This is a genomic window from Streptomyces sp. So13.3, from assembly GCF_005860785.2.
Classification (GTDB): Bacteria; Actinomycetota; Actinomycetes; order Streptomycetales; family Streptomycetaceae; genus Actinacidiphila; species Actinacidiphila fildesensis.
This window is the reverse complement of sequence record NZ_CP048835.1, coordinates 5,362,559-5,377,638: the sequence shown is the minus strand read 5'-3', so window position 1 is coordinate 5,377,638 and position 15,080 is coordinate 5,362,559. Positions and strand designations below refer to the sequence as shown.

14 protein-coding genes are annotated in these 15,080 nt (G+C 70.7%); 4 read left to right on the top strand and 10 right to left on the bottom strand.

The annotated features are described in order from the left end of the window. Positions 1-76 precede the first annotated feature (76 nt). The 4 genes from cysS to C8250_RS24225 all read right to left on the bottom strand — a co-directional run bounded on the left by cysS (position 77) and on the right by C8250_RS24225 (position 3,663). Positions 77-1,471, bottom strand: a complete 1,395-nt coding sequence (cysS, locus tag C8250_RS24240; RefSeq protein WP_138354086.1) for a cysteine--tRNA ligase — start codon at positions 1,469-1,471, stop codon at positions 77-79. A gap of 258 nt (positions 1,472-1,729) precedes the next feature. Further along, on the bottom strand, positions 1,730-2,254 hold the full coding sequence (gene ispF / locus C8250_RS24235) for a 2-C-methyl-D-erythritol 2,4-cyclodiphosphate synthase (RefSeq protein WP_138354085.1): 525 nt from the start codon (positions 2,252-2,254) through the stop codon (positions 1,730-1,732). Beyond that, entirely contained in the window at positions 2,244-2,957 is a 714-nt protein-coding gene (gene ispD / locus C8250_RS24230; RefSeq protein ID WP_138354084.1) for a 2-C-methyl-D-erythritol 4-phosphate cytidylyltransferase, read from the bottom strand. The genes ispF and ispD overlap by 11 nt, the downstream gene beginning before the upstream one ends. Before the next feature lie 223 nt (positions 2,958-3,180). After that, positions 3,181-3,663, bottom strand: coding sequence for a CarD family transcriptional regulator (locus C8250_RS24225; RefSeq protein ID WP_033174074.1), 483 nt, complete (start codon positions 3,661-3,663; stop codon positions 3,181-3,183). A 510-nt stretch (positions 3,664-4,173) separates the two neighbouring features. Between C8250_RS24225 and C8250_RS24220 the strand changes: the two genes are divergently transcribed. Then, positions 4,174-4,827, top strand: a complete 654-nt coding sequence (locus C8250_RS24220; RefSeq protein WP_138354083.1) for a DUF461 domain-containing protein — start codon at positions 4,174-4,176, stop codon at positions 4,825-4,827. Between the two features lie 103 nt (positions 4,828-4,930). Here C8250_RS24220 and C8250_RS24215 read toward each other — a convergent pair whose 3' ends face one another. Together C8250_RS24215 and C8250_RS24210 are read right to left on the bottom strand one after the other, a co-directional pair. Next, positions 4,931-5,611, bottom strand: a complete 681-nt coding sequence (locus C8250_RS24215) for a response regulator transcription factor (protein ID WP_138354082.1) — start codon at positions 5,609-5,611, stop codon at positions 4,931-4,933. Continuing rightward, a complete protein-coding gene (locus tag C8250_RS24210; RefSeq protein ID WP_138354081.1) occupies positions 5,608-6,897 on the bottom strand; it encodes an ATP-binding protein in 1,290 nt (429 codons plus the stop codon). Before C8250_RS24210 ends, C8250_RS24215 begins: the two co-directional genes overlap by 4 nt. Positions 6,898-7,079: 182 nt before the next feature. On the opposite strand from C8250_RS24210, the gene phoU reads away from it, so the two are divergent. Next, positions 7,080-7,760: a phosphate signaling complex protein PhoU gene (gene phoU, locus C8250_RS24205; RefSeq protein WP_138354080.1), complete on the top strand. Its 681-nt coding sequence runs from the start codon at positions 7,080-7,082 to the stop codon at positions 7,758-7,760. A 442-nt stretch (positions 7,761-8,202) separates the two neighbouring features. On the opposite strand, the gene C8250_RS24200 is transcribed toward phoU, so the two are convergent. Beyond that, a complete protein-coding gene (locus C8250_RS24200) occupies positions 8,203-8,961 on the bottom strand; it encodes a phosphoglyceromutase (protein ID WP_138354079.1) in 759 nt (252 codons plus the stop codon). A 125-nt stretch (positions 8,962-9,086) separates the two neighbouring features. Here C8250_RS24200 and C8250_RS24195 point away from each other — a divergent pair, with 125 nt between their 5' ends. Then, positions 9,087-10,352 (top strand): MFS transporter, encoded by a 1,266-nt coding sequence (locus C8250_RS24195; RefSeq protein ID WP_138354149.1) that lies wholly within the window; start codon positions 9,087-9,089, stop codon positions 10,350-10,352. Here C8250_RS24195 and C8250_RS24190 read toward each other — a convergent pair. The 3 genes from C8250_RS24190 to mshA form a co-directional block, all read right to left on the bottom strand. Next, the gene (locus C8250_RS24190) at positions 10,336-12,030 is read right to left on the bottom strand and encodes a glycosyl hydrolase family 28-related protein (RefSeq protein WP_138354078.1); all 1,695 of its coding nucleotides are present in this window, start codon (positions 12,028-12,030) and stop codon (positions 10,336-10,338) included. The two genes, C8250_RS24195 and C8250_RS24190, sit on opposite strands and share 17 nt — an antisense overlap. Before the next feature lie 131 nt (positions 12,031-12,161). Then, the gene (locus C8250_RS24185) at positions 12,162-12,707 is read right to left on the bottom strand and encodes a YbjN domain-containing protein (RefSeq protein WP_138354077.1); all 546 of its coding nucleotides are present in this window, start codon (positions 12,705-12,707) and stop codon (positions 12,162-12,164) included. After that, positions 12,700-14,058 carry a D-inositol-3-phosphate glycosyltransferase gene (gene mshA, locus C8250_RS24180; protein WP_138354148.1) on the bottom strand — a complete coding sequence of 453 codons (1,359 nt, stop codon included), beginning with the start codon at positions 14,056-14,058 and terminating at the stop codon, positions 12,700-12,702. Before mshA ends, C8250_RS24185 begins: the two co-directional genes overlap by 8 nt. Before the next feature lie 168 nt (positions 14,059-14,226). On the opposite strand from mshA, the gene C8250_RS24175 reads away from it, so the two are divergent. After that, positions 14,227-15,024 (top strand): class I SAM-dependent methyltransferase, encoded by a 798-nt coding sequence (locus C8250_RS24175; protein ID WP_138354076.1) that lies wholly within the window; start codon positions 14,227-14,229, stop codon positions 15,022-15,024. Positions 15,025-15,080: the final 56 nt, after the last annotated feature.

Here is a 15,080-nt window from a genome sequence, read left to right as displayed (position 1 = left end):
AGGGGGACTGGGCTGTTCGGGCGGAGCTGGTACGGCGGACGGGTCTGGTACGCCGGCGGACGGCACGGTGACGCGCTCAGCGCGAGCCGAGCGACCACCGGGGTCCGGACGCGGTGTCCTCGATGTCCAGCCCCGACTGCTGGAGCTGGTCGCGGATGGCGTCGGCGGTCGCGTAGTCCTTACGCTCCCGGGCCGCCTGCCGCTGTTCCAGCACCAGCCGGACGAGTGAGTCCACGACGCCGTGCAGGTCGTCACCGTGCCCGCCGCCGGCCCACTGCTCGTCGAGCGGGTCCAGTCCCAGTACACCGAGCATCGCACGGACCTCGGCGAGACGCGCGATCGCGGTTTCCTTGTCGTCCGCCGTGAGGGCCGAATTGCCCTGCCGGACGGAGGTGTGGACGATGGCCAGCGCCTGCGGGACGCCGAGGTCGTCGTCCATCGCCTCGGCGAAGGAGATCGGCACCTCGGCGGCCGGCGCGACAGGACCGCACTTCTCGACGACCCGCTGCGCGAAGCCCTCGATGCGCGCGAACGCGGACTCCGCCTCGCGCAGTGCTTCCTCGCTGTACTCGATCATCGAGCGGTAGTGCGGGGTGCCGAGGTAGTAGCGCAGCACGATGGGGCGCCAGCGCTGGACCATCTCGGAGACGAGCACCGAGTTGCCGAGCGACTTGCTCATCTTCTCGCCGCTCATGGTGACCCAGGCGTTGTGCACCCAGTAGCCGGCGAAGTCGTCGCCGAACGCCTTCGCCTGGGCGATCTCGTTCTCGTGGTGCGGGAAGATCAGGTCGATGCCGCCGCCGTGGATGTCGAAGGCGGAGCCCAGGTACTTGTGGGCCATCGCCGAGCACTCCAGGTGCCAGCCGGGGCGGCCGCGGCCCCAGGGGGTCTCCCAGGACGGCTCGCCGGGCTTGACCGACTTCCACATGGCGAAGTCCCGCTGGTCGCGCTTGCCCGTCTCGCCCTCCCCGCTGGGCTGGCGCAGGTTGTCGAGCTCCTGGTTGGACAGCTCCAGGTAGCCGGGGAACGAGCGCACGTCGAAGTAGACGTTGCCGTCGGCGACGTAGGCGTGGCCCCGGTCGATGAGCTCGCGCATCATCTCGACCATCTCGGGGATGTGGCCGGTCGCCCGCGGCTCGTAGGTGGGCGGCAGGCAGCCGAGCACGTCGTAGCCGTTGTTGAAGGCCCGCTCGTTCTCGTAGCCGATCGCCCACCACGGGCGGCCTTGCTCGGCCGACTTCGTGATGATCTTGTCGTCGATGTCGGTGACGTTCCGGATGAAGGTGACGTCGTAGCCGCGGTAGGCGAACCACCGCTGCATGATGTCGAAGTTCAGGCCCGACCGGATGTGCCCGATGTGCGGGGCCGCCTGCACGGTGGCACCGCAGAGGTAGATCGAGACACAGCCCGGCGTGAGCGGGGTGAAATCACGGATCTGCCGAGCGCTGGTGTCGTACAGGCGAATAGTCACGCCAACAAGGGTAGTGGGCGAAACGCCGTGCCAAGTGCGCTCCGCTCGGGTTGCAGGGGGGAGCGGGCCGGACGATCTTCCGGGCGTGGCTCCTGCCTGCGGGGGTAACCCCCTCAAGCCCCGGTCGGACTCGGAATCCGGCTCCGAATCGGGCCCGAATCGGCTCCGGATCGGGCCCGAATCGGCTCCGGATCGGCACCGAATCAGCCATGGATCCGGTCCGGAATCGGCCCCGGGGAAGGCTGGTGGAGGGCGGGTTCAGGCAGCCGGGGCCGGAGCCGCCGGCAGCACGAGCGCGGTGGCGATGGCCGCCAGTCCCTCGCCGCGGCCGGTGAGGCCGAGCCCGTCGGTCGTCGTGCCGGAGACCGAGACGCGGGCGCCGATGGCCTCGGAGAGAACCTTCTGGGCCTCGTCGCGGCGCTTGCCGATCTTCGGGCGGACGCCGATCACCTGGATCGCCACGTTGCCGATCTCGAAGCCGGCCTCGCGGACGATGCGGGCCGCCTCGGCGAGCAGCGTGACGCCGGACGCTCCGGCCCACTCGGGCCGTCCGGTGCCGAAGTGCGCGCCGAGGTCGCCGACCCCGGCCGCGGAGAAAAGCGCGTCGCAGGCCGCGTGCGCGGCGACGTCGGCGTCCGAGTCGCCGGCCAGGCCGTCACCGGCGTCCGGCCAGTGCAGGCCCGCGCACCACAGCTCGCGGCCGGCCTCGAAGGCGTGCACGTCCGTGCCGATGCCGACGAGCGGCAGACGCATGGACGAGGACGGAGAAGCGTCAGAAGCCATCGGTGGCCCTCCTGCGGGCGAGTACGGCCTCGGCGAGCACCAGGTCCAGCGGCCTGGTCACCTTGAAGGCCTCTTCGTGGCCGGGTACCACCACGACCTGGACGCCGGTCCGCTCGACCATGCCCGCGTCGTCGGTGGCGCCCTCGCCGTCGCCCGGCACCGTCGCGTGCGCCGTGGCCAGCACGTCCCGCCGGAAGCCCTGCGGGGTCTGCACGGCGCGCAGCAGGGCGCGCTCGGGCGTGCCGGTGACGATGTTCGTGCCGGGGTCGATCTGCTTGACGGTGTCGGCCAGCGGCAGGCCGGGGACGACGGCCGGGGCCCCGTCCCGTACGGCCGCGACGACCGCGTCGACGATCTCGACGGGCACCAGCGGGCGGGCGGCGTCATGGACGAGGACGATGTCGACGTCCTCGGGGAGCGCGGCCAGACCGAGCCGGACCGACTCCTGGCGGGTCCCGCCGCCGGCGACGACCCTGATGTCCTTGCCCTCGGGCAGCCCGTGGCTGTCGAGCATGGCCTGGACCTCGGCCACACCGTCGGACGGCGCGACCACGACGACGAGGGAGACGGCCCGGGAGCGGGTCATGGCGCGCACGGCGTGCACCAGCATCGGGATGCCGCCGAGGGAGCGCAGCGCCTTGGGGGTGCCGGGGCCGAGCCGGACGCCTCGTCCGGCGGCGGGGATGACAGCTGCGGTACTCAGAGGTTTGTGTCCTTGGCCGAGGTGGGTATCGGCTCAACGTGTGACGCTGCGGACCCCTTCCGTGAGAAGTCCGCAGGGTTGTGCACGCCGAGACGTCGGAGCAGAACAAAAGCAGAAGACGGTAAACAGCGGTAACAGCAGAACAGAACGATCAACGATCTGCGTCAGGACACAAGCATGCCGCAGCACCCGGCCGGAACCGGGTACCGCGGCAGAACTCGCGTCAGGACGCGAGGACCTCGTCGAGCAGAGCCTCGGCCTTGTCCTCGTTGGTGTTCTCAGCGAGCGCGAGCTCGCTGACCAGGATCTGCCGCGCCTTGGCGAGCATGCGCTTCTCGCCGGCGGACAGCCCGCGCTCACGCTCACGACGCCACAGGTCGCGGACCACCTCTGCGACCTTGATGACATCGCCGGAGGCGAGCTTTTCCAGATTTGCCTTGTAGCGGCGGGACCAGTTGGTCGGCTCTTCGGTGTACGGCGCGCGAAGCACCTCGAAGACCCGGTCCAGCCCCTCCTGACCAACCACGTCGCGCACGCCGACGAACTCCGCATTGTCCGCGGGTACGCGTACCGTCAAGTCGCCCTGGGCGACCTTGAGCACCAAGTAGGTCTTGTCCACGCCTTTGATCTGGCGAATTTCGATAGCCTCGATCAGCGCGGCCCCGTGATGGGGATAGACCACGGTGTCGCCAACCTTGAACGTCATGTGACAGGTACCCCTTCCGTGGCTATCCAGGGTAACACGTGAACGGCCTCTTCTGAATGGTGTTTTCGCAGGTCAGGGCATATCTCAGGGCTTGACAACCCCTACCGGAACGTGCTGGAGGGGCGTACCGAGCAGGGGTATTCGCAGGTCGGAGCCGGTATACGACAGAGGTGAAACGCGCCCGTTACACCCAACGGCGCGCCAGCGGAAGGGGTGTTACGTCCCCATTTGTCGATCTCCGAAGAGTGGATCTTCGCTACTCCGTTCGGACCTCGTTGACGCGATGATCCAATTTTCCGAAGTCGCGGAACGGAGGCGATCGGTGCACGATAAATGGATCTTGCCCGGTCCGCCGGAATCCCGTGGCGGAATGCCGGAATGCAATCCCGGCCACCCCGGTCGGGTGAGACCGCCCCGCCGAGGGGCGGCCCGGTGCGGAGGCGGGACGAAGGCTGAGTAATGTAAGCCCGCTGGAAGATCTTCCCTACCTGTCTAGGAGATGCCGCCGCCGTGAGCAGCAGCCTTCGACGCGGTGCCCTCGCCGCCGCCCTCGCGCTCTCGATTGCCCCGCTCGCCGCCTGCGGCGCCGGCAACAACGCGCAGACGCACGAGGTCCGCCCCGACAATGCCGCGACCACCGTCGGCGACATCCAGGTGCAGAACGCCGTGATCCTGACGGAGAAGGCCGGTTCCGGCCCCGCGTCGGTCTCGGCCCGCATCTACAACAACGGAAACGGTGACCAGACGCTCCAGTCGCTGAAGGTCGGCGACGCCCTGACGGCGACCCTGTCCGGCACCGCCGGCAGCAAGACCGTCACCGTCCCGGCGCACGGTTCGGTGCTGCTCGGCGGGGAGGGCAACGCCGCCGCGACGATCCCGAACAGCAACGAGGCGTTCAAGGACGGCGACTTCCAGCGCATCGCGCTGACGTTCAGCGCGACCGGTGAGGTCGCCCTCGAGGCGAACGTGCTGCCCGCCGCGGGCTACTACGAGAAGTACGGCCCCAGCAGCGCCCCGTCGCCGGCCGCCGAGCCGCCCGCCAAGACCACTCCGACGGCCACCGGGACCCCGGAGAACGGCGGGAAGGCCACCCCGACCGACACGGCCACCCCCAGCGGGACGGGCACGCCGACCGGTACGGCCACGCCGACCAAGAAGAGCTGACCGCGCGATCCGCGCACGACGACGGGCCCGGCAGCGTGTGCTGCCGGGCCCGTCGTGCTGTGCGGGGAAGCGGGCGGGTCCGCGGAACGGCCCGCCGGCGGGGTTACGGCTCGAACTTGTAGCCCAGGCCGCGCACCGTGACCAGGTAGCGCGGCGCGCCCGGGTCCGGCTCGATCTTGGCGCGCAGCCGCTTGACGTGGACGTCGAGCGTCTTGGTGTCGCCCACGTAGTCGGCGCCCCACACCCGGTCGATGAGCTGCATACGGGTCAGCACGCGGCCCGCGTTGCGCAGCAGCATCTCCAGCAGGTCGAACTCCTTGAGCGGGAGGTCGACCTTTCCGCCGGAGACGGTGACCACGTGGCGGTCGACGTCCATCCGTACCGGGCCGGCCTCCAGGGCGGCCGGGGACAGCTCCTCGGGCTCCCCGCGGCGGCGCAGGACGGCCCGGATACGGGCCACCAGCTCGCGGGAGGAGAAGGGCTTGGTCACGTAGTCGTCTGCGCCTATTTCCAGGCCGACGACCTTGTCGATCTCGCTGTCCTTGGCCGTCACCATGATGACCGGGACATTGGACTTGAGCCTGAGCTGGCGGCAGACCTCGGTGCCGGGCAGGCCCGGCAGCATGAGGTCGAGCAGTACCAGGTCGGCGCCGTTGCGTTCGAACTCGTCCAGCGCGTCGGGCCCGGTCGCTGCTATGGCGACCTCGAAGCCCTCCTTGCGGAGCATGTACGACAGCGCGTCGCTGAAGGACTCTTCGTCCTCTACGACGAGTACACGGGTCACGGAAGGACCTCCGGGGCAGGGATGTGATCGGAATAGTTCTCGTAGAACTGCTGGTCTCCGGCGGGGCCGCCCCCGCCACCGGGGGACTCGTCGTCCTCCGGTTCGGTGCCGAGCAGGGCGTGATCGCGTGCCATGCCGGCCTCGGGCAGCCGCAGGGTGAAGGTGGAGCCCTGTCCTTCTGCGCTCCACACGGTGACTTCCCCGCCGTGCGAGGCGGCCACGTGCTTGACGATGGACAGGCCCAGACCCGTGCCGCCGGTGGCGCGGGAGCGCGCCGGGTCGACGCGGTAGAACCGCTCGAAGATCCGGTCCCGGTCCTTCTCCGAGATGCCGATGCCGGCGTCGGTGACCGAGATCTCGATGAGGTCGCCGCCCGGGGAGGGGATCCGGCGGCCGGCTATCCCTACGCGGGTGCGGGCCGGGCTGTAGTTGACGGCGTTCTCGACGAGGTTGCCGAGAGCTGCCGCGAGCTGGCCGCGGTTGCCCCAGATGTGCAGGTCAGGGGCTGATCCGGTGGCCATGGTGATCTGTTTGGCGTTCGCCTGGTGGCGGCAGCGGTCTATGGCCTCGGCGACGAGATCGTCGACGTCGACCGGTTCCGCGTCGTCCAGCGGGTCGTCGTTCTGGACCCGGGAGAGATCGATGATCTCCTGGACGAGGCTGGTGAGGCGGGTCGCCTCGATCTGCATCCGCCCTGCGAAGCGGATGACGGCCTCAGGGTCGTCGGAAGCGTCCATCACGGCTTCGGAGAGCAGTGACAGCGCGCCGACCGGGGTCTTGAGCTCATGGCTGACGTTCGCGACGAAGTCACGGCGTACGGCCTCGATCTTGCGGGCCTCGGTCAGGTCTTCCACGAGGAGGAGGACCAGCCGGGAGCCGAGCGGTGCGACTCTGGCGGAGACCGCCAGGCCCTCGCCGCGGCCGGCTCCTCTTCGTGGCAGATCCAGTTCGACCTGGCGTATCTCGCCGTCCCGCCGGGTCTCACGGGCCATCTGCAGCATCTGGTCGACGGCCAGGCGGCCGCCGCGGACCAGTCCGAGGGCATACGCCGCCGAGCTGGCCTTGACCACCGTGTCGCCCTCATCGAGGACGACGGCCGAGGAACGCAGTACGGAGAGGACGGTGTCCACTCCGGGCGGCAGTACGCCGGCGCCATCGGGTCGCAGGGCCGTGCGGGTGGGGCGGGCTTGTTCCCGCTCACTCCAGCGGAACGCGAGCACAGCGATCACACCGGTACACAGACCGGCTATCGCACTGGCTGCGGCAAGAGCCGCGTTCACGTCCATACCCCCAGGTTAGGCGGCCATAAGGGGTGCTCCACAGCCTTGAGAGCTACCTCTCGAACGCCCGTTGCCAAGAGTTCACCTTGACGTAGGCGCTGATTCACTCGGGATGCTCGAGCGGTACGCGTACGCCCATCAGCGTGGGAGCGTGGAGGAGACGCCTCTGTTTGGACGGAAGGACAGCGATGCGGGACGCATATCACGAGGAGCTCGACTCGATCGGTGAAGGGCTGGTCGAGATGGCCCGGCTCGTCGGATCCGCCATCGGCCGGGCCACCACCGCGTTGCTGGACGCGGACCTGAACATCGCCGAGAGCGTGATCGCGGCCGATGAGAAGGTCGACGCCCTGCAGCGCGACCTGGAAGCACGGGCGATCACCCTGCTGGCCCGGCAGCAGCCGGTCGCCACCGACCTGCGCATCGTCGTCACCAGCCTGCGGATGAGCGCGGACATCGAGCGGTCGGGCGACCTCGCCCGGCACATCGCGAAGGTGGCCCGGCTGCGCTTCCCCGAGTCGGCCGTACCGAACGACCTGCACAGCACCATCCTGGAGATGGGCCAGCTCGCCCAGCGCCTCATGGCGAAGGCCGCCGAGGTCATCGTCACCAAGGACGTCGACGACGCGCTGCAGCTGGAGGCGGACGACGACCGCATGGACGAGCTGCACCGCACGCTCTTCCAGCACCTGCTGGACGACCGCTGGAAGCACGGCATCGAGACGGCGGTCGACGTGACGCTGTGCGGCCGGTACTACGAGCGGTTCGCCGACCACGCCGTATCGGTCGCCAAGCGCGTCGTCTACCTGGTCACCGGCGAGCACGCCGACGAGCTGACGCCGCCCGCGACGCAGGTGGACGGGGTCTGACGGAGTCCGGCAGCCAACGGGGTCAGGGTTCGGGATCTGTCGGGCGGGGGGCCCGAACGGTCCCGGCCCGCGCCCTGTCGTGCCTCCGCGCGCCGTTGATGCGCCTGCCTCCGGGCGCGTTCAATGGGTGCTGATGCGCCCGCACGTGGCGGCTTCGACTGCGTGCGGTAGCCCAGCCGAGGAGGGTACTTATGCAGGATTCCCCCACCCCGTCGACCATCCGGGACCAGCCGTCACTCGACCGTCCCCCGCAGCTCGTGCGGGTACAGCTGCCCGTGCTCGGAGCGTGCGGCTGCGGTGCGAGCTGCGGGTGCGGATGCCAGTCCGGCGGCGCCTGCCAATGCGGCGGCTGCACCTCCTGAGACCCTGACGACCACCCCTTGCGGGACGAAGGGCCCCACCCGGATCCGGGTGGGGCCCTTCGCGCGTCCTGCGTCCTTCGCTACTTCTTTTTGCCCTGGTTCTTGACGGCCTCGATGGCGGCCTTCGCGGCGTCCGGGTCGAGGTAGGTGCCGCCCGGGTTCAGCGGGCGGAAGTCGGCGTCGAGCTCGTAGGAGAGCGGGATGCCGGTCGGGATGTTCAGACCGGAGATGTCGGCGTCGGAGATGCCGTCGAGGTGCTTTACCAGACCGCGCAGGCTGTTGCCGTGCGCGGCGACCAGGACGGTGCGGCCGGCCAGCAGGTCCGGGACGATGCCGTCGTACCAGTACGGCAGCATGCGCTCAACGACGTCCTTGAGGCACTCGGTGCGCGGACGGATCTCGCTCGGGATCGACGCGTAGCGCGGGTCGTCGCTCTGCGAGAACTCCGTGCCGTCCTCGAGGGGCGGCGGCGGGGTGTCGTAGGACCGGCGCCAGAGCATGAACTGCTCCTCGCCGAACTCCGCGAGGGTCTGCGCCTTGTCCTTGCCCTGGAGCGCACCGTAGTGCCGCTCGTTGAGCCGCCAGGAGCGGTGCACCGGGATCCAGTGCCGGTCCGCGGCTTCGAGGGAGAGCTGCGCGGTGCGGATCGCACGCTTCTGCAGCGAGGTGTGGACGACGTCGGGGAGCAGGCCGGCGTCCTTGAGCAGCTCGCCGCCCCGGACCGCCTCCTTCTCGCCCTTCTCGTTCAGATTGACGTCCACCCAGCCGGTGAACAGGTTCTTAGCGTTCCATTCGCTCTCGCCGTGGCGGAGGAGGATCAGCTTGTACGCAGCAGCCATGGCCCGAGCCTAATGGAAATCCTCTGGCGCCTCCCCACCTGTCCACGGTAACCTCCTCCGGTCGCAAGTGACCATTACACAGGGGGGCCTGAGTGCCGGACGTCAGACGGGCTGTGCGCGAGACCATGTCGGGGCTTCCGCGCCAGTTCTGGTGGCTGTGGACCAGCACACTGGTCAGCCGGCTCGGCGGATTCGTCGTCACCTTCCTCGCGCTCTACCTGACCGTCGACCGGGGCTTCTCCGCCTCCTACGCCGGTCTCGTCGCCTCCCTCTACGGGCTCGGCGGATCGGTCGCGTCCGTCGTCGGCGGCGTTCTCGCGGACCGCGTCGGGCGGCGCGCCACCATGCTCGTCGCCCAGCTCGGCACGGCCGCGGTCACCGCCCTGCTCGGCTTCGTCACCCACCCCGTGGCGATCGCGGCGGTCGCCGGGCTCGTGGGCGTCACCAGCAACGCCTCCCGGCCGGCCCTCCAGGCGATGCTGGCCGACCTCGTGCCGCCCAAGGACCGGGTGCGGGCCTTCGCCCTCAACTACTGGGCGATCAACATCGGCTTCGGGGTCTCGGCGGGCGTCGCCGGGCTCATCGCCGCCCAGGGCTATGTCTGGCTCTTCCTGGGCGACGCGCTGATGACCCTGCTGTGCGCGGTCGTCGTCTTCTGGAAGGTCAAGGAGACGCTGCCGGCCGTCGAGGCCTCGGCGACCGTGGACGAGGAGCCCGCCGGGCTCGGCCAGGTACTGCGCGACCGGCGGTTCATGGCTCTGGTCGGGCTGACCTTCCTGCTCGGGACCGTGGGCCAGCAGGGGGCCACCACCCTGTCGGTCGACATGGGCCGTTCCGGGTTCACCGCGAGCCAGTACGGGCTGGTCATCGGCCTCAACGGACTGCTGGTCGTACTGCTCCAGATCCCGGTCACCCGCATGATGACCGGCCGCAGCCCGGCCGCGCTGCTCGCGGCCGGCACCCTGCTGATGGGCTGGGGCTTCGGCCTGACCGCGTTCGCCGGCTCCGTCGGTTTCTACGCCCTCACCGTCACGGTGTGGACGCTCGGCGAGATCGTGCACGCCCCCGCCTCGATGTCGGTCGTCGCCGACCTCGCGCCGGCACGGGCCCGCGGCCGCTACCAGGGCATGTTCTCGCTCTCCTGGTCCGCCGCCTCCTTCGTCGGCCCGCTGGCCGGCGGCTTCGCCCTCGACCACTGGGGCGGCAGCGCGGCGTGGGGAGCCTGCGCGGTCGTCGGCACGGTCGCCGCCGCCGGGTACTGGACGCTGCTGCGGACGCGGGGAACGGTGCAGAGCGCGGAAGTACTGGTGGAAGCGGTGGAGATGGAGGGGCCGGTGCCGGCCTCCGGGCCGGCACCGGCATCCGCTGCTGCCGTCAGGAGCAGCCGTTGAGGTGGCGCTGGGCCTCGTAGAGGTTCGGCGGGGTGACCGCCGGGGTGCCGTAGGACTCCAGGCGGGAGTGGAGCGGGCCGGTGAAGTCCGGGACGTCGATCTGGCCGAACGGGGTGACCTCGGAGATGCCCACCGTGGCGCTGTACGGGGCGATGTCGTCGATCCTGACGCAGCCCGCGCGGCCGTTGGCGACGGTGATGTTCCAGTGGGTGAAGCGGGCGCCGTAGAGCGGCCCGGCGCTGGCGTCGCCGCCGTGCGAGCCGTCGTTGAAAACGGTGATCTCGGTGCGGACGTTGGCGAACGGCAGTCCGCGGTGGGTGTCGAACGTCCCCATGTCCATCCGCCCGCGCGACCAGACGTTGTAGCTGGACAGGCCCTCGACGTTGATGCCGTGCAGTTGGGTGCCCGCCGGGGCGGGGATGACGGTGCGCTGGTCGATGGCGAAGTCCTCGATCAGGTTGTCGTGGGACCCCTCGCGGCAGCAGTACGGGTGGTGGCTGCCGCGCCCGGAGACGCGGGTGCGGCGGAGTGTGGAGCCCTTCGCGGCGACGAGCAGGAAGCCGTTGTCGACGTTGACGGCGTGCACGTCGTCCGCCCAGCAGTCCCACGCGCACTGCAGGACCAGGCCGTTGTAGCCCGTGTCGAGCAGATGCTGGGCCTGCGGGGTCTCCACCATCTCGATGGTGAGGCCCTCGACACCGGAGTTGACCACGGGGTCGATGAGCGTCGTCAGCTTCGGCGCCCAGCCGAGGCGCGTGTCGAGCGGCAGCGGCCGGTCGAGGGTGACGCGGTGGCCGCGGATGCCGGTGACGCGGGCCGGCCACTCGTAGGGGACGTACGAGAGCACCTTGGTCTTGTCGGACCAGTCGTAGGTGGCGGCGCCGTCCACGTCGCCCGCCATGTGGTCGAGCAGGGTGTGTCCGGCATCGTCCGCGAGCTGGAGCAGGACGCGGTCGCCGCGCCGGAGGCGGGACGGGTCGTCGACGGTGACGGTGAAGTCGCCCTGCTTCGCGACGGCCGTGATGGCGGCCAAGGTCTGCCATTCGTCGCGCTTGTTGCCGGTCCAGCCCTCGAACGGCCAGGCCTTGGCCTTGATCGCGTCGGTGAGGGTGCGGTAACGCTCGCGCGGGCAGACCCAGACCAGGCCGCCGGCCCAGGACCAGGACGACTTGTTGCCGCCGTAGCGGCTGCCGTAGGCGCCGATGATCTCGGTGAGCGAGCGCGTCGCGAAGAGCTTGGTGGTGCCGCTGCCTTCACCGCGCAGGGTGACGTTGCTCCAGCCGAGTTGGATGACGTCGTCGATCCGGTAGGTGCCGCGCGGCAGCAGGACCGTGCCGCCGCCGCGATTGCCGACCTCGGCGATGGCCCGGTTGATGGCGGGCGCGGCGTCGGCGGAGCCGTCCGGCTTGGCGCCGTAGTGCAGGACGTTGGCGCGGACGGGGCGGCGGGGGAAGTTCCGCTCGCCGCCGTTGTAGCCCGCGCGGGCGACGTTCGGGATCTGCGGGTGGGTGTAAGGCGCGGCCTTGAACTCCGCCCAGAGGGGGGACGGCACGCTGTTCGACGGCGGTGCGGCCGGTGCGGCCGCGAAGGCGGTGCGGCTGCCGAGCGCGCCGGCGGCCACCGCCGCCGTGCTGACCTGAATTGCTCCCGTGAGCAGTCTCCTGCGACTGATCGCCATGACCCCGCCTTTCACGTATCTGAACGCCATTCAGATGTGCGACGGCATGAGGGTGCCATGTCCCGGCTGGCGGCGGGAAGGGGTCGGACCGTATTAGGTGGTGGAGCTGCAGCTTGTTCGCCGCTGTGCGGTCAGTCGTCGGTCGCCGCCGGCTTGTCCGCGCCGGTCAGATGCGTGAACGCGTCCAGGTTGCGCGTCGACTCACCGCGCGACACGCGCCAGGCGTACTCCTTGCGGATCGAGGCCGCGAATCCGAGTTCGAGAAGCGTGTTGAACGAGCCGTCCGCGTTCTCCAGGACCGCGCCGAGCAGCCGGTCGACCTCGTCGGCGGTCACGGCGGCGAGCGGGATCCGGCCGGTGAGATAGACGTCGCCGAGCCGGTCGATCGCGTAACTCACCCCGTACAGCCGGAGGTTGCGCTCCAGCAGCCAGCGGTAGACCGCTTCCTGGTTCTCGTCGGGGTGCCGGACGACGAACGCGTTGAGGGAGAGCGTGTGCTTGCCGACGATCAGCGAGCAGGTGGTGGACAGCTTGCGCGTGCCGGGGATCTTGGCGACGAAGGTGCCGGGCTGCGGGCTCTCCCACTCCAGCCCGGCCTCCTTGAGCGCCTGCTCGACGGTGTCGCGGGCGGCCTGCTCGGCCTGTCCCGCTCGTGCTGTCTGCCCCTGCTCAGCCATGAGCCGATCGTAGGTGACGGCGGTGTTCCTGCATCGCGTCGGTGTAGACGTCGGCGGTCGACGCCGCCGCCCTCCCCCAGCCGAACGCCCGGGCGTGCCGGGCGGCGGCCTCCCCCAGCTGCTCGCCGAGGTGCGGCTGGTCGATGAAGCGGCGCAGCGCCCGCGCGTAGTCGGCCGGGTCGTGGCCGGGGACCAGGAAACCGGTCTCGCCGTCCCTGACCGCCACCGACAGCCCGCCGACGGCCGCGGCGATCACCGGTGTGCCGCAGGCCTGCGCCTCTATGGCGACCAGCCCGAAGGACTCGCTGTACGAGGGCATCACCAGCACGGTCGCGGCCCGGTACCAGTCCGCGAGCCGCTGCTGGTCGACCGGCGGCTGGAACCGTACGACGTCGCTCACGCCGAGCCGCGCGGCCAGCTTGTGCAGCCGCTCCGGCTTGCTGAGGCCGCTGCCGCTGGGACCGCCGACCACCGGGACGACCAGCCGCTCGCGCAGCGACGGGTCCTCGTCCAGGAGGACCGCGACGGCGCGGAGCAGCACGTCAGGGGCCTTGAGCGGCTGGATGCGGCCCGCGAACAGCGGGATCACGGCGTCCTGCGGCAGACCGAGGCGGCCCCGGGCGGCGGCGCGGCCGTCGGCCGGGCGGAACCGGTCCAGGTTCACCCCCGGATGGACGACGGCCACCTTGGCGGGCTGCGCGCCGTAGTGCCGGACCAGTTCGTCCGCCTCTTCGTCGGTGTTCGCGATCAGCCGGTCGGCGGCCTCCACGATCTGGGTCTCGCCGATGACGCGGGCGGCCGGCTCGGGGGTGTCGCCCTCGGCGAGCGCGGCGTTCTTGACCTTCGCCATGGTGTGCATGGCGTGTACGAGGGGGACGCCCCAGCGCTCGGCCGCGAGCCAGCCGACATGGCCGGACAGCCAGTAGTGCGAGTGCACGAGGTCGTAGTGTCCGGGGCGGTGGCCGGCCTCGGCCTGCATCACCCCGTGAGTGAAGGCGCAGAGCTGGGCGGGCAGCTCCTCCTTGGCCAGTCCCTCGTAGGGGCCGGCGTCGATGTGCCGGACGAGGACGCCGGGAGCGAGCTCCACGGTGGGCGGGAGGGCGCCGGTAGTGGCGCGGGTGAAGATCTCGACCTCGATGTTGATCTCGGCGAGGCGCTTCGCGAGCTCCACGATGTAGACGTTCATCCCGCCGGCGTCGCCGGTGCCGGGCTGGTCGAGGGGCGAGGTGTGCACGCTGAGCATCGCCACGCGGCGTGGAGCGTTGCGGCCGTGGGCGGGCCAGCGCAGTCGGCGCGACTGCGCGTGACCGCGCGATTGCGCGTAGCCGCGCAGGGCACCGAGCCGTGCCATGTGCTGGGTCACGCCGCTCTCCATTCGGCCGGACGGGTCCGTTCAACCGTGGAACGCCGGAACCGACCGTTCCCATTTCCGCTTTGCCGAACTTTTTCCGTGGGGTGCGGGGGCCGGGGCCGATGCACCCGCGCCTGCGCCCGTGGTGCCAGCACCTACAGTCGAACCATGGCGAGACCCGTCGGCACCATCACCCGTGGCACCACGAATCCGAACCGGCTGCGCCGGATGGACCGGTGGATCGCGTGCGCGCTCGGGGCCGAGCTGCGGCGGGCGGCCGATCCGGTGGCGGTGGACCTCGGGTACGGGGCGGCGCCGTGGACGGCGGTCGAGCTGCTGGGGCGGCTGCGTACCGTCCGGCCCGATGCCGAAGTGGTCGGGCTGGAGATCGACCCCGCCCGGGTCGCCGCGGCGGAGCCGTACCGGCGGGACGGGCTGACGTTCGCGCACGGCGGGTTCGAAGTGCCTCTTCCGGACCGGCGACGGCCGGCCCTGATCCGGGCGGCGAACGTGCTGCGGCAGTACGACGAGGCCGGGGTGCCGGCCGTCTGGGACCGGCTGCGCGCCCGGCTGGCGCCCGGCGGGCTGCTCGTCGAGGGCACCTGCGACGAGATCGGCCGCCGGCATGTGTGGGTGGCGATCGGGCCTGAGGGGCCGCGCACGGTGACGTTCGCGACCCGACTGGGATCGCTGGACCGGCCGTCCGATCTGGCGGAGCGGCTGCCGAAGGCGCTGATCCACCGGAACGTCCCGGGCGAGCCGGTGCACGCGTTCCTGACGGAGTTCGACCGGGCGTGGGCGACGGCGGCGCCGTTCGCGTCACTCGGCGCGCGCCAGCGCTGGATCCGCAGTGTGCGCCTCCTGGCGGAGAGCGGCTGGCCCGTCACGGATCGCGCGGACCGCTGGCGGCAGGGCGAGGTCACGGTGCGCTGGGAGGCGCTGGCGCCGCGCGGAGCGCAGGTCTGACGAGCGCGACCCGCCGCCAATTCCCTTCTGCCCCTGTCGCATTGCGGCACCTCGTG